Annotated in this window: 9 protein-coding genes; 1 reads left to right on the top strand and 8 read right to left on the bottom strand. The window is 61.3% G+C overall.

Annotated features, from left to right (window positions below):
- Positions 1–3 precede the first annotated feature (3 nt).
- The 7 genes from KW840_RS18515 to KW840_RS18485 all read right to left on the bottom strand — a co-directional run bounded on the left by KW840_RS18515 (position 4) and on the right by KW840_RS18485 (position 10,806).
- On the bottom strand, positions 4–2,721 hold the full coding sequence (locus KW840_RS18515) for a nitrate reductase (protein ID WP_218496780.1): 2,718 nt from the start codon (positions 2,719–2,721) through the stop codon (positions 4–6).
- The gene (gene nirD / locus KW840_RS18510) at positions 2,721–3,038 is read right to left on the bottom strand and encodes a nitrite reductase small subunit NirD (RefSeq protein ID WP_046042889.1); all 318 of its coding nucleotides are present in this window, start codon (positions 3,036–3,038) and stop codon (positions 2,721–2,723) included. The genes KW840_RS18515 and nirD overlap by 1 nt, the downstream gene beginning before the upstream one ends.
- Positions 3,035–5,488: a nitrite reductase large subunit NirB gene (nirB, locus tag KW840_RS18505; RefSeq protein WP_218496778.1), complete on the bottom strand. Its 2,454-nt coding sequence runs from the start codon at positions 5,486–5,488 to the stop codon at positions 3,035–3,037. The genes nirD and nirB overlap by 4 nt, the downstream gene beginning before the upstream one ends.
- A 289-nt stretch (positions 5,489–5,777) precedes the next feature.
- On the bottom strand, positions 5,778–7,445 hold the full coding sequence (locus tag KW840_RS18500) for a bifunctional protein-serine/threonine kinase/phosphatase (RefSeq protein WP_218496768.1): 1,668 nt from the start codon (positions 7,443–7,445) through the stop codon (positions 5,778–5,780).
- 7 nt (positions 7,446–7,452) lie between these two features.
- Positions 7,453–8,664: a NarK/NasA family nitrate transporter gene (locus KW840_RS18495; RefSeq protein WP_057715698.1), complete on the bottom strand. Its 1,212-nt coding sequence runs from the start codon at positions 8,662–8,664 to the stop codon at positions 7,453–7,455.
- Between the two features lie 339 nt (positions 8,665–9,003).
- The gene (locus KW840_RS18490; RefSeq protein ID WP_057715697.1) at positions 9,004–9,579 is read right to left on the bottom strand and encodes an ANTAR domain-containing response regulator; all 576 of its coding nucleotides are present in this window, start codon (positions 9,577–9,579) and stop codon (positions 9,004–9,006) included.
- Positions 9,580–9,594: 15 nt separating this feature from the next.
- Positions 9,595–10,806: a CmpA/NrtA family ABC transporter substrate-binding protein gene (locus KW840_RS18485; protein ID WP_218496765.1), complete on the bottom strand. Its 1,212-nt coding sequence runs from the start codon at positions 10,804–10,806 to the stop codon at positions 9,595–9,597.
- A gap of 227 nt (positions 10,807–11,033) precedes the next feature.
- Here KW840_RS18485 and KW840_RS18480 point away from each other — a divergent pair, with 227 nt between their 5' ends.
- Positions 11,034–12,053: a quinone-dependent dihydroorotate dehydrogenase gene (locus KW840_RS18480; RefSeq protein ID WP_090454050.1), complete on the top strand. Its 1,020-nt coding sequence runs from the start codon at positions 11,034–11,036 to the stop codon at positions 12,051–12,053.
- Between the two features lie 285 nt (positions 12,054–12,338).
- Here the strand turns inward: KW840_RS18480 and rmf are convergent, their stop codons facing one another.
- The gene (rmf, locus tag KW840_RS18475; protein ID WP_003223300.1) at positions 12,339–12,554 is read right to left on the bottom strand and encodes a ribosome modulation factor; all 216 of its coding nucleotides are present in this window, start codon (positions 12,552–12,554) and stop codon (positions 12,339–12,341) included.
- Between the last annotated feature and the right edge of the window lie 429 nt (positions 12,555–12,983).

Below are 12,983 nucleotides of genomic sequence, written 5' to 3'. Positions count from 1 at the left end.
TCCTCACGAGAAGACGGTGGCTGGCTGCGCCGTGGCGGCCAGCAGGCGTTTGATTTCCGGAACGCAGGACCCGCATTGCGTGCCGCAACCCAGTTCTTGCTTGAGCCCCTGCAAGTCCAGGCCACGGCTGATGCCGGCGCAGATCGCGTTCTGGCCGACGTTCTTGCAATTGCACAGGATCTTGTTCGAGTTGAAGGACGTGTCGAGATTGCCCGGTGGTGCGCTCAGCGGCGCAAGCAGCCAGCGCCGCAGTTGCTGGTCCGCGCGACCTTCGAGCCACAGCCCCTGTAACCAGTGCTGGGCAAGGGTTTCACCGGCCAGTCGAATGGCAGTGATCCGGCCATTTTCGATCCGCACGCGCTTGCCTATGGCCCGTCGAGGGTCGTCGTAAGCCAGTACCGGGCCGTCATCGAGCGCCAGGTTTTTATCGATTTCGCTTAGCAACTCTGCCGAAGGTGCTGAAGTATTGGCAGCCCGTACAAGCAGGGCAGGGCGCTCACGGCCAACCAGACTGAGACTGACGTAGGAAAACGCCTCACAGAGCGGTCGTAGCGTTTCAAAATGCCGTTGAACATCGCCCTCGATCAGTGCGAATAGTTTCCAGGGCAAATCCACCGGATCCAGGCGAACGCCGCTGTGTTTAAGTTCGGGCTGTTTCGACAAAGGATCGAATGCGGGCAGAGTGAGGCTGTTCACCCCGCCCTTGAGAAAACGGTCGCCCCAATGCATCGGCAAAAAGGCCTGGCCTGGACGCACGCTGTCATCGCTGGCAACCGCGACGACGATTGCGCCGCGCCTGCTTTTCAGGCTGACCAGATCCCCCGGCTGCAGGCGATGGCGGCGCAGTTCGTCCGGGTGCAGGCTCAACTCCGCTTCGCTGACATGGCCAAACAGCTGCGCAGCGGTGCCGGTGCGGCTCATGCCGTGCCATTGATCGCGCAGGCGACCGGTGATCAGGGTCAGCGGGAAGCGTGCATCGCGTTGCTCTTTGGCGGCACGGTATGGATCGGCCACGAACTGTGCGCGCCCATTGGCAGTGGCAAATACCCCGTCGACGTACAGCCGGGCCGTGCCTTCAACGGCACCCGCAGGGAAGGGCCACTGCTGCGGGCCGAGACGATCGATCAGTGCATGGCTGATACCGGACAGATCCAGGTCGCGACCTTGAGTCAGTTGTTTGTATTCGTCAAAGACCTGAGCGGGATTATCAAATTCAAACAGGCTGGTTTGGCCGGGACGCAGGTGTTTTTCCAGGCGTTGTGCGAAATCTACGGTGATTGCCCAGTCTGGCCGCGCCTCACCCGGTGCGACGATTGCCTGGCGTACGTGGGAAATGCGCCGCTCGGAGTTGGTCACGCAACCTTCCTTTTCCCCCCAGCTGGCGGCGGGCAGCAGAAGGTCGGCGAACTTCGCGGTTTCAGTGGTGCTGAAGGCTTCCTGCAACACCACGAACGGGCAGGCTTGCAGAGCTGCGCGCACGGCCGTCTGGTCCGGCATGGATTGCGCGGGGTTGGTGCAGGCGATCCACAACGCCTTGATCTTGCCGTTGCGCACTTGCTCGAACAATTCGATCGCAGAGAGCCCGGGGCTTTCCGGCAGTTGCTCGACGCCCCAGTAGGACGCCACTTGCGCACGGTGTTGTGCATTGGCGGCGTCACGGTGACCGGGCAGCAAGTTGGACAAACTGCCGGTTTCCCGCCCGCCCATGGCATTTGGCTGACCGGTGAGGGAGAAAGGTCCGGCGCCGGGACGACCGATCTGCCCGGTGGCCAGGTGCAGATTGATCAATGCACTGTTTTTCGCGCTGCCGGCGGTGGACTGGTTAAGCCCCATGCACCACAGCGACAGAAAGCTCGGTGATGTGCCGATCCACTCGGCACATTGCTGCAATTGCCCGAGGCTGATACCACAGAGCTGTGAAACCATTTGCGGCGTGTAGTCACGCACCAGGTTTTTCAGCTCGGCCAGGCCTTCGGTGTGGTCCCTGATGAAGTCACGATCTATCCAGTCTTCCCACAGCAGCAGATGCAAAATCCCATGGAACAAGGCGACATCGGTGCCCGGCAAGATCGCCAGGTGCAGATCAGCCAGATCGCAGGTATCTGTGCGACGTGGGTCAATGACGATGACCTTCATCTGCGGCCGGCGGGATTTGGCTGCTTCCAGCCGGCGAAACAGCACCGGGTGGGCGTAGGCCATGTTGCTGCCGACGATCATCACGCAATCGCTCAGCTCCAGGTCTTCGTAGCTGCAGGGCGGGGCGTCGGCACCCAGGCTGCGCTTGTAGCCGACCACCGCCGATGACATGCACAGGCGCGAATTGCTGTCGATGTTGTTGGTGCCTACCAGGGCACGCGCCAGCTTGTTGAAGGCGTAGTAGTCCTCGGTCAACAGTTGCCCGGAAATGTAGAACGCCACGCTGTCCGGGCCATGTTCGGCAATGTTCGCGGCAAACACGCTGGTCGCGTGATCGAGGGCGGTATCCCAATCGGTGCGGTGGCGGGCCAGGCTTTTACCGAGGCGCAGTTCGGGGTACAACGCCCGCGCCGTCAAGTCGCCGGTCAGGTGCAGGGTCGAACCCTTGCTGCACAGTTTGCCGAAATTGGCCGGGTGCGCCGGGTCGCCGCTGACGCCGAGGATGTGCTCGCCGTCGTGCTCGATCAGCACCCCGCAACCGACCCCGCAGTAACAGCAGGTGGACGCAGTGATCTGGCGGTCCATCAGCCTGCATCCCGCAGGGCCAGCATCACCCGGCCATTTTCCACCCGGGCGAGATGGTGATGGGCACAGCCGATGTCCGGGGCCAGGGCTTCGCCGCTTTCCAGGTCGATTTGCCAGTTGTGCAGCGGGCAGGCCACACGCTTGCCGTAGACCAGACCTTGGGACAACGGGCCGCCCTTGTGCGGGCAGCGGTCGTCGAGGGCGAACACTTCGTCGTCGCTGGTACGGAAAATCGCGATGTCTCCCTTTGGCCCGGCGATGATCCGCGAGCCCAGGGCATTGATCTCTTCCAGTGCACAGATATCCAGCCAGTTCATGCCAGCACCTCCAGGTTTTTCACGGGGATGACGTCGAATTCTTTTTTCAGCTGGGGCTGTTCCAGGCGTTCCTTCCACGGGTCCTGTTCGAACGACAGGGAGAACTGCAGGCGATCGTTGAGCGCCTTGCGCCGCTCCGGATCTTCCAGCACGGCTTTCTTGATGTGTTCCATGCCGACCCGTTGCAGGTAGTGCACGGTGCGTTCGAGGTAGAAGGCTTCTTCGCGATAGAGCTGCAGGAATGCACCGTTGTATTCGCGCACTTCTTCGGCGGTTTTCAGTTTGACGAAGAATTCCGCGACTTCGGTCTTGATCCCGCCGTTGCCACCGATGTACATCTCCCAGCCGGAGTCCACACCGATAATTCCCACATCCTTGATACCGGCTTCCGAGCAGTTGCGCGGGCAACCGGAGACAGCCAGCTTCACCTTGTGTGGCGACCACATGTTGAACAGGTCATGTTCCAGTTCAATGCCCAGCTGTGTGGAGTTCTGGGTGCCAAAGCGGCAGAACTCGCTGCCGACGCAGGTTTTCACCGTGCGGATGGATTTGCCATAGGCGTGGCCGGACGGCATGTCCAGGTCTTTCCATACCCCCGGCAGGTCTTGCTTGCGAATACCCAGCAAGTCGATGCGCTGGCCACCGGTGACCTTGACCATCGGCACGTTGTACTTGTCGGCGACGTCGGCAATGCGCCGCAGCTCTGAAGGATTGGTCACACCGCCCCACATCCGCGGGACTACAGAGTAGGTGCCGTCTTTCTGAATGTTGGCGTGAGCCCTTTCGTTGATCAGGCGCGATTGCGGATCGTCCTTGGCTTCCCCAGGCCAGGTGGAAATCAGGTAGTAGTTGAGCGCCGGGCGGCAGGTGGCGCAGCCGTTGGGTGTGCGCCAGTTCAGGTAGCTCATGGTGCCGGCGATGGTCAGCAGGTGCTGCTCGCGGATGGCCTGGCGGATTTGCCCGTGGTTGAGATCGCTGCAGCCGCAGATGGCCTTTTCGCTTTTCGGCTTGACGTCGGCGGCGCCGCCCACGGTGTTGATCAGGATCTGCTCCACCAAACCCGCGCACGAGCCGCAGGAGCTGGCAGCCTTGGTGTGTTTCTTGACGTCGTCGACACTGAACAGCCCGTGCTCCTGGATCGCCTTGACGATGGTGCCCTTGCACACACCGTTGCAGCCGCAGACTTCGGCGTTGTCGGCCATGCTCATGGCTTTGTCCTGGCCTTGATGTCCTACGTCGCCAAGCGCATTTTCACCGAACATCAAGTGATCGCGGATCTCACTGATGGCATGGTTTTCACGGATCTGCCGGAAATACCAGCCGCCATCCGCCGTATCGCCGTACAGGCAGGCGCCCACCAGCACGTCATCCTTGATCACCAGTTTTTTGTAGACGCCGCCAATCGGGTCCGAGAGGGTAATGGTCTCGGTGCCTTCACCGCCCATGAAGTCGCCGGCGGAAAACAGGTCGATACCGGTAACCTTCAATTTGGTCGAGGTCACCGAACCCTTGTAGGTGGCAAAACCCAGTTGGGCCAGGTGGTTGGCGCAGACTTTGGCCTGTTCGAACAGCGGCGCCACCAAACCATAGGCGATACCGCGGTGGCTGGCACACTCGCCGATGGCATAGATCCGTGGGTCGTAGGTTTGCATTGTGTCGTTGACCAGAATCCCGCGGCTGCACGGAATGCCGGATTTCTCCGCCAGTTCGGTATTGGGGCGAATGCCGGCGGCCATCACTACCAGGTCAGCGGGAATGATGTCGCCGTTCTTGAATCGCACCGAACCGACCCGGCCGTTGCCAGCGTCGTGCAAGGCCTGGGTCTGCTCGCACAGGCGAAAGTGCAGGCCGCGAGATTCCAGCGCGTTTTGCAGCAACTGGCCGCTGGTCTTGTCCAGTTGCCGCTCCAGCAACCACTCGCCGATATGCACCACGGTGACGTGCATGCCCCGCAGCATCAGGCCGTTGGCGGCCTCCAGGCCGAGCAGGCCGCCGCCGATCACCACGGCGTGCCGGTGGGTTTTCGCGGTGTCGATCATGGCCTGGGTGTCGGCGATGTCGCGGTAGCCGATCACGCCGTCAAGGGTGTTGCCGGGAATGGGCAGGATGAAAGGCGTCGAGCCGGTGGCGATCAGCAGGCGATCGTATTCGGCTTCGCTGCCGTCTTCGGCAATGACCCGGCGCTTGACCCGGTCGATCTCCACCACCTTGCGGTTGAGCAGCAGCTTGATGTTGTTTTCCAGGTACCAGTCCAGGTCGTTGAGCACGATTTCTTCGAAGGTCTGTTCGCCCGCCAGCACCGGCGACAGCAGGATGCGGTTGTAGTTGGTGTGCGGTTCGGCACCGAAGACCGTGATGTCGTACAGCTCCGTGCTCAGTTTGAGCAGCTCTTCCAGGGTCCGGACCCCGGCCATGCCGTTGCCGATCATCACCAGTTTTAGTTTTTTCATCAGGTTCTCCGGGGAGCTCAGGCCTGCCTCATCAGGGGCAGGCCGTGCTCGACAAATTTTGCGCAAACAAAAAAAGGCGTCCCGCTAGTTGCCTAGCGAGGACGCCTTTGTCCTGGTCCCGTTCTCTCGGGAAGTGCAACCTTCGTCGTTGAAGCCTGCGCTGTATGTCTGTTGAAAGAGGTAATGCAGTGGTTATGCCAAGTCGCTCAAATCCCGTGTTTGTTGGCATTTTCCCCGTTCACAAGGGCAGAACCGTGAGGGAGTGCACCGATTCAAGGCGCTTTGCCCGCTAATGGAGCGCAACCATCAACAGCACCAGATTGAGCAGCAACGATACCAGCGCCAATGTTCGCCAGACTTTCAGCGGCTCGCGTTCCAGCAAGGGCCTGGGGCGCACGCTCAAGCTGTGGCGCTCGCCCTGTTCGATCAGCAGCAGCCATTCTTCCGCTGTTTCGAAGCGCTGGTCGGGGGCCGCCGCCACGGCGCGCTCCAGGCTATGGGCGATCCAGTCCGGCAGGTCGGGCCGGTAGCGGCTGGCGTTGACCGGGAGGCCAAACCTCGGCCGCTGGAAGGCTTCGATTTCGCCATAGGGGTAATGCCTGGTGAGCAGGAAATACAGGGTTACTCCGACGGCGTACAAGTCCTGCTGTGGCGTCGGTACTTCGCCGCGAAAGGCTTCGGGTGCGATGTAACTGGGTGTACCCGGCAGCGCCCAGGGCAGATCTTGCGAAAGCCCGGGGCAGTAGGCGAGGCCGAAATCCAGCAGGCGCAACTCACCATCGTCCCCCAGCAGCAGGTTTTCCGGTTTGATATCGCGATGCAGGATCTGCCGTCGATGCAACAGGCCGACCGCTCGCAGCAAGCGTTCGGCGATGTCTTGCCACTGGGGCAGCGGCAGCGGTCCGCCTTGCTCATGTCGTTGGGCCAGGGTAGCGCCCGAATATTCACGCATCACGTAGTACAAATGCTGACGCTGACTGGCGGAGTGGACTTCAGGAAAATGTCGACCGGCCACGCGTTTGAGAAACCATTCTTCCGACAGTAACGCTTGCCCGGCCTGGTGATCGTCGTGCAGGCGACCGGGCAGGGTTTTCAACAGCCAGGGTTGTTGCTGGCTGTCGCGTACGCGATAAAGCAGCGATTGCTGGCTCTGTGCGACGATCCCCTCGACCTGCCAGCCCTCGAACGCCTGACCCGGTTTCAGGGCAGGCGGCAGTGGCCATTGCTGTAAGTGCATCAACGCATCGCCAATGCTCGCTTCGCCGAGGGCATCGACCCGCACCAGCATGGCGCTGGCGTTGTCCTGGCTGCCCGCCAGGTGCGCAGCATTGACCAGGGTGTTCGCAGCGCTGTGCAAGTCCGGTTGATCGCGCAGGATCGCGGCAATGGCGGTATCGCCCAGGACGGCCCAGACGCCGTCGCTGAGCAGGACGAAGCATTCATCGGGGCGCAACTCACCGTCGAGAAAATCCAGCACCAGGTGTTGATCGAGCCCCAGCGCCCGTTTCAGCACATGCTGCATGCCCGGCTGGTCCCAGACGTGATCCTCGCTGATTCGCTGCAATTGGTCGGCGTGCCAGCGATACACCCGACAATCGCCGACATGGGCCAGGGTAAAACGCCGGCCGCGCAGGACCAGCGCACTGAGGGTGGTCAGCAGCGGTTGTCCGCCGCCATTGGCCTGCAACCAGCGGTTCTGCGCCAGCAGCAGACGATCGAGTGCCTGTGCGACGCTCCAGGTTTCCGGCGTGGCATAGTAATCCAGCGCCAGGGCCTGCAGCGTCGAACGGGCAGCCAGACCGCCATCGACGCATTGGCTGACACCGTCGGCAATCGCGAACAGATAACCCTTGCTCGCGGCCAGCGCCGGAGCCGGCGTGACCAGGCGCAGGGCATCCTGGTTTTCCTCGCGAGGACCGATTGCGCTGGCTTCGGCGAAACTCAGTTGCAGGCTCATCGGGGCGTCAGACCCGCGCTGCCGTCACGGCGGCCGAACCCCAGGTGGTTCTCCAGCGACGTTTTACGCCGTGCAGACCGAACCAGGCCAGAACGCCGAGGCTGGCGAACAACCACAGCGCCAGTTGATAGCTGCCGGTGCTTTGCTTGATCGCGCCCATGCCGGCCGCGAGGGCAAAGCCACCGATACCGCCGGCCATGCCGATCAGGCCGGTCATCACGCCGATTTCCCGGCGAAAACGCTGGGGCACCAATTGGAATACCGCGCCATTGCCTGCGCCCAGACCGAGCATGGTGCAGACGAAAAGTGCCAGTGCGGCGTAGGAACTCGGCAGATTGAAGCCGACCACGGCAATGCAGATCGCCGCGACGGTGTACATAGCCAGCAGAGTCCGAATGCCGCCGAACCGGTCAGCCAGCGCGCCACCCAAGGGGCGCATCAGGCTGCCGCCGAACACGCAGGCAGCGGTGTAGTAGCCGGCAGTCACCGGGCTCAAGCCGTACTGGTCGTTGAAATAACCGGGCAGGGCACTGGCCAGACCGATGAAGCCGCCGAATGTCACGCTGTAGAAAAACATGAACCACCAGCTGTCACGATCGCCCAAGGCCTTGAAGTAGTCGGCCATGGATTTGGCTTTTGGCCGCTCGGGGGCATTGCGGGCCAGCCAGGCGAAGACGATCAGGGTCAGAATCAGCGGAATCAGGGCGAAACCGAACACGTTGCTCCAGCCAACCGCCGCCGCCAGCACCGGGGCGATCAATGCGGCGAGCACCGTGCCCGAGTTCCCCGCGCCGGCGATGCCCATGGCCTTGCCTTGATGCTGCGGCGGATACCACTGCGAGGCCAGGGGCAGGGCGACGGCGAACGAAGCGCCGGCCATGCCGAGGAACAGGCCCAGCAGCAACGCCTGCTCGTAGCTGTGGATCCCGAGTTTCCAGGCGCCGAACAGCGCGCAGATCACGATGACCTGACCGATCAGGCCGGCGGTTTTGGGCGACAGGCGATCAGCCAGCATCCCCATCACGAAGCGCAACACCGCCCCGGCCAGAATCGGCGTGGCGACCACCAGCCCCCGTTGCTGCGTCGTCAGGTGCAGGTCGGCGGCGATCTGTACCGCCAAAGGACCGAGCAGGTACCAGACCATGAAGCTCAGGTCGAAATAGAGGAAGGCTGCGAACAATGTGGGTGTATGGCCGGATTTCCAGAAGCTTGAATTCATTGCGCACCTCAGCTGTGAAGAGTCTCGAAAGGAGTCATGAGCTTGCAGGTGGGGCGCCGTTACGGCCGCACCACCGGCCCCGTGCTGTGGGGCCAAAACGAAAAAACGCCGCTACCCGATCCGCCAAGGGCAAATGAGGTGAGCGACGTCTTTGTCGTAGGTGGGGCAACCGCCGTTGGTTACCTGTGGTGATTACTTAGCGAGATCTGTGCCAACAACCGAAACCGGGTTGCAGCCATTCGCGAGCAAGCCCGCTCCCACAGGTGATTCGTGTTCGGCGTAGCGCCCTTGTGGGAGCGGGCTTGCTCGCGAAGGCGATAGAACATTCGCCACGGAACTTCAGCCGAGCAACTCGCTCATGGCAATAATCTGCTCCGCCACTTGAATCAGCTTCTGCTGGCGGCTCATCGCCTGGCGGCGCATCAGTGTGTAGGCCTCTTCCTCGTTGCAGTCCTTCATTTTCATCAGCAGTCCCTTGGCCAGTTCAATGCGCTTGCGCTCGGCCAATTGCTGGTCGCGGGCATGCAGTTGGGCACGCAAGGCCTGATCGCTTTCGAAGCGTGCCATGGCCACATCGAGAATCGGCTGCAGGCGTTGTGCGTGAATGCCTTCGACGATGTAGGCGCTGACACCGGACTTGATCGCCTGTCGCATCACATCGGGGTCGTGTTCGTCCGTGAACATCACAATCGGTCGTGGCTGGTCGCGAGTCACCAGCACCACTTGTTCCATGACATCGCGGCCCGGTGACTCGGTATCGATCAGAATCACATCCGGACGCACCGTTTCGACGCGTTCGGGCAGGTCGATGGTCAGGCCGGATTCATCGATCACTTCGAATCCGGCCTCGATCAGGGCGGCCTTCAGGCGCCCGACTTTTTTAGCGGTGTCGTTGATCAGCAGGATACGCAGCATGTTCATGGTCTCCTGTCAGCGGCTGGCGGATCGGTGCGAGCTGTCGCTCATGGCGTGCAGTTTGAAACTGCGGGCATAACCGGCCGGGTCCGAACCGTCCCAGGTCTTGCCGTCGATCAACTGACTGCTGCGCATCTCCTTGCCCAGTGCCGCGACCCCTACAGCGCTGGCCGCTTCACGATACAAGTCTAGTTGCTGGACTTGACGGGCCACGGCGAGGTAATCCGGGTCGTCGCGCAACAAACCCCAGCGACGGAACTGGGTCATGAACCACATGCCATCGGACAGGTACGGCAGATTGACCTCGCCTTCACCGTGGAAGCGCAGGGCGTGTGGGTCTTGCCAGCGATTGCCCAGACCATCGACATAGTCGCCCAGCAGGCGCGGCTCGATGCACTCCAGCGGCGCATCGAGGTATTGCGCTGCACTGAGCAATTGCGCGGTGCTGCGACGATTTTCGCTGCTTTCTTCGATGAAGCGACTGGCCTCCAGAATCGCCATCACCAACGCGCGGGCAGTGTTGGGGTATTGCTCGACGAAGGCGCGGGTGCAGCCCAGGACCTTTTCCGGATGATCGGGCCAGATGGTCTGGGTTGTCGCCAAGGTGAAGCCGAGGTCCTGTTGCACGGCGCTGGCGGACCAGGGTTCGCCGACGCAGAGCCCGTCGATACGCCCGGCCCGCAGGTGCGCGACCATTTGCGGCGGCGGCACCACCACGCTGTCGACATCCAGCAGCGGGTGAATGCCCTGGCTGGCGAGCCAGTAATACAACCACATGGCGTGGGTGCCGGTTGGAAACGTCTGGGCGAAGGTGAATTTTGAGCGAGTTTGGTGCACGTGCCGTTCCAGTGCTTCAGGACTGGTCACTCCAAGCGCTTGCAAACCACGGGACAGGTTGATGCTCTGGCCGTTCTGATTCAGGCCCATCAGCACGGCCATGTCGGTCGCGGCCACGCCACCGATGCCCAGGTGAACGGCGTAAACCAGACCGTAGAGGCTGTGGGCGGCATCGAGTTCGCCGCTGACCAGTTTGTCCCGCAGGTTGGCCCAGGACGACTGACGCTTGAGGTTCAGGGTCAAGCCATGGGGTTGGGCGAAGCCCTGGGTGGCGGCGACAACCACCGAGGCGCAGTCGCTCAGAGCCATGAAGCCGAGATTGATTTCGGTTTTTTCCGGGGCATCGCTGCCATTGACCCAGGCCAGAGGGCCGGCTGATGGTTCGTTCATCGCGTGTTCACCTTGCAAAAAAAACGTCGTCCCGAGTTCTTGCATGAGCAGGCCGGGGACGACGCCATTGTCTTTGCACACATTCGGTCGTTGGCATGGGTGCTGGTGCCCAGAGTGGTGCAAGGCATATGCCATTATCCGTTGATTTGATCACGCGCCTCGCTTGCCACCCCGTGCCCGGCTATAATCGCCGCCTCAATTCGCCGCCAATCGAGTCAAATCCGCCCATGTACACCCTGGCCCGTCAGCTGTTGTTCAAACTCTCCCCGGAAACCTCCCACGATCTGTCCCTGGACCTGATCGGCGCGGGCGGGCGTCTTGGGCTCAACGGCTTGCTGTGCAAGGCTCCGGCGAAGACGCCGGTGAATGTCATGGGCCTGGACTTCCCGAATCCGGTGGGGCTGGCCGCCGGCCTGGACAAGAACGGCGCGGCCATCGATGGTTTCGCCCAACTGGGTTTCGGTTTTGTCGAAATCGGCACCATCACGCCGCGTCCGCAGCCGGGCAACCCGAAGCCACGCCTGTTCCGTCTGCCGGAAGCCGAGGCGATCATCAATCGCATGGGGTTCAACAACCTCGGCGTCGATCACCTGCTGGCCCGCGTGGCGGCGGCCAAATACAAGGGCGTGCTGGGCATCAACATCGGCAAGAACTTCGATACGCCGGTCGAGCGTGCCGTGGACGACTACCTGATTTGCCTGGACAAGGTCTACGCCCACGCCAGCTATGTGACGGTCAACGTCAGCTCGCCGAACACGCCGGGCCTGCGCAGCCTGCAATTCGGTGACTCGCTCAAGCAGTTGCTGGCCGATCTGGCCGAGCGCCGCGCGGAATTGGCATTGCGTCATGGCAAACATGTACCGCTGGCGATCAAGATCGCGCCGGACATGAGCGACGAAGAAACCGCACAAGTTGCGCAAGCGCTGATCGAAACCGGGATGGATGCGGTCATTGCGACTAACACCACCCTGAGTCGTGTAGGCGTCGAAGGCATGGAGCACGGCGAAGAAGCCGGTGGTCTGTCCGGCGCACCGGTTCGCGACAAGAGCACCCACACCGTGAAAGTGCTGGCATCGGAGCTGGGTGGTCGGCTGCCGATCATCGCTGCCGGCGGTATTACCGAAGGTAAGCACGCAGCGGAGAAAATCACCGCGGGCGCGAGCCTGGTGCAGATCTACTCGGGCTTCATCTACAAAGGCCCGGCGCTGATTCGTGAGTCCGTAGACGCAATCGCAGCCCTACGCTAGCGAGCTTTTGTGGCGAGGGGGCTTGCCCCCGTTCGGCTGCGAAGCAGCCGCAATTCCGGCCACTGTGTTTTACCGGTGTCACCGAGTCGATTGGTTTCGGGGCCGCTTCGCGACCCAACGGGGGCAAGCCCCCTCGCCACAAGGGTATCGTCGCTGAATGTGAAGCAGGCATAAAAAAGGGCCCCTTTAAAGGAGCCCCTGGGCCGGAGCCCGCCGTCCGGATGGGACGTGCATGGTTAATTCAGTACAAATCAGATTGTCGTGTCGGAGTGTTCTGCCCTGTAATTAGCCGACGGCGTGAAGTTCGTTGAGTCTGTGGATTCCCGCAGTGCCGGTCATACCGTCCCAGTTGTCGCCGCGTCCTTCTCGCCAGCCGTTAATCCAGGCTTGACGTACCGACGGTAGAGTAAATGGGCAAAGCTCACGGGATTTACCACCAACGCCATATTGATATCCGCGCAAAAATGCTCTTTCCAACGGATCACGCTTAAGTCTTCTCATAGGGTGTTGCCCTCACTTGTTGACTGTATTTATCGCGTCGACCTCTATTGAGGTCTGGCAGAAAAACTCTGCCGTTGGGGGCTCGTTGCCGGCGTGACGAGCCAAGGTGTTGGCGTCATTGCGGCGCCAACCTGTATTGAGTTCTAACCAATGCGTCACATCGAGGGAATGATCGTTTTGTCATAAGGACGTAACCGTTCATGTGCTAACGCCATAAGTAACAGAGCGTTTGTAGCGTATTTATTGGCCAAACCCCGGTATGATCGGCTCTGCGCTGGATGATGGGCTTAATCCTTTAGTGAGAATGGCTCCCGTTGCCGGGAAGCACTATTCGACGAAGGGTCGACTTATGACATTTTGTTGCATCAACTTTTTTATCTGTCCTTGCATCTAAGCTCATTTAACCCGAGCAGCAGGGGTGGAACGGCA

The organism is Pseudomonas sp. PDM30 (assembly GCF_019218985.1).
Classification (GTDB): domain Bacteria; phylum Pseudomonadota; class Gammaproteobacteria; order Pseudomonadales; family Pseudomonadaceae; genus Aquipseudomonas; species Aquipseudomonas jessenii.
The sequence above is the reverse complement of the archived record's forward strand: the minus strand, read 5'-3'. Positions and strand labels throughout refer to the sequence as shown.

Excerpts from the sequence above, each read along its gene's own strand:
- nirD (WP_046042889.1), bottom strand. The coding sequence starts at position 3,038 with ATGAACTGGCTGGATATCTGTGCACTGGAAGAGATCAATGCCCTGGGC.
- KW840_RS18500 (WP_218496768.1), bottom strand. The coding sequence starts at position 7,445 with ATGAGCCTGCAACTGAGTTTCGCCGAAGCCAGCGCAATCGGTCCTCGC.
- KW840_RS18490 (WP_057715697.1), bottom strand. The coding sequence starts at position 9,579 with ATGCTGCGTATCCTGCTGATCAACGACACCGCTAAAAAAGTCGGGCGC.
- KW840_RS18485 (WP_218496765.1), bottom strand. The coding sequence starts at position 10,806 with ATGAACGAACCATCAGCCGGCCCTCTGGCCTGGGTCAATGGCAGCGAT.
- rmf (WP_003223300.1), bottom strand. The coding sequence starts at position 12,554 with ATGAGAAGACTTAAGCGTGATCCGTTGGAAAGAGCATTTTTGCGCGGA.
- KW840_RS18515 (WP_218496780.1), bottom strand. The coding sequence starts at position 2,721 with ATGGACCGCCAGATCACTGCGTCCACCTGCTGTTACTGCGGGGTCGGT.
- nirB (WP_218496778.1), bottom strand. The coding sequence starts at position 5,488 with ATGAAAAAACTAAAACTGGTGATGATCGGCAACGGCATGGCCGGGGTC.
- KW840_RS18480 (WP_090454050.1), top strand. The coding sequence starts at position 11,034 with ATGTACACCCTGGCCCGTCAGCTGTTGTTCAAACTCTCCCCGGAAACC.
- KW840_RS18495 (WP_057715698.1), bottom strand. The coding sequence starts at position 8,664 with ATGAATTCAAGCTTCTGGAAATCCGGCCATACACCCACATTGTTCGCA.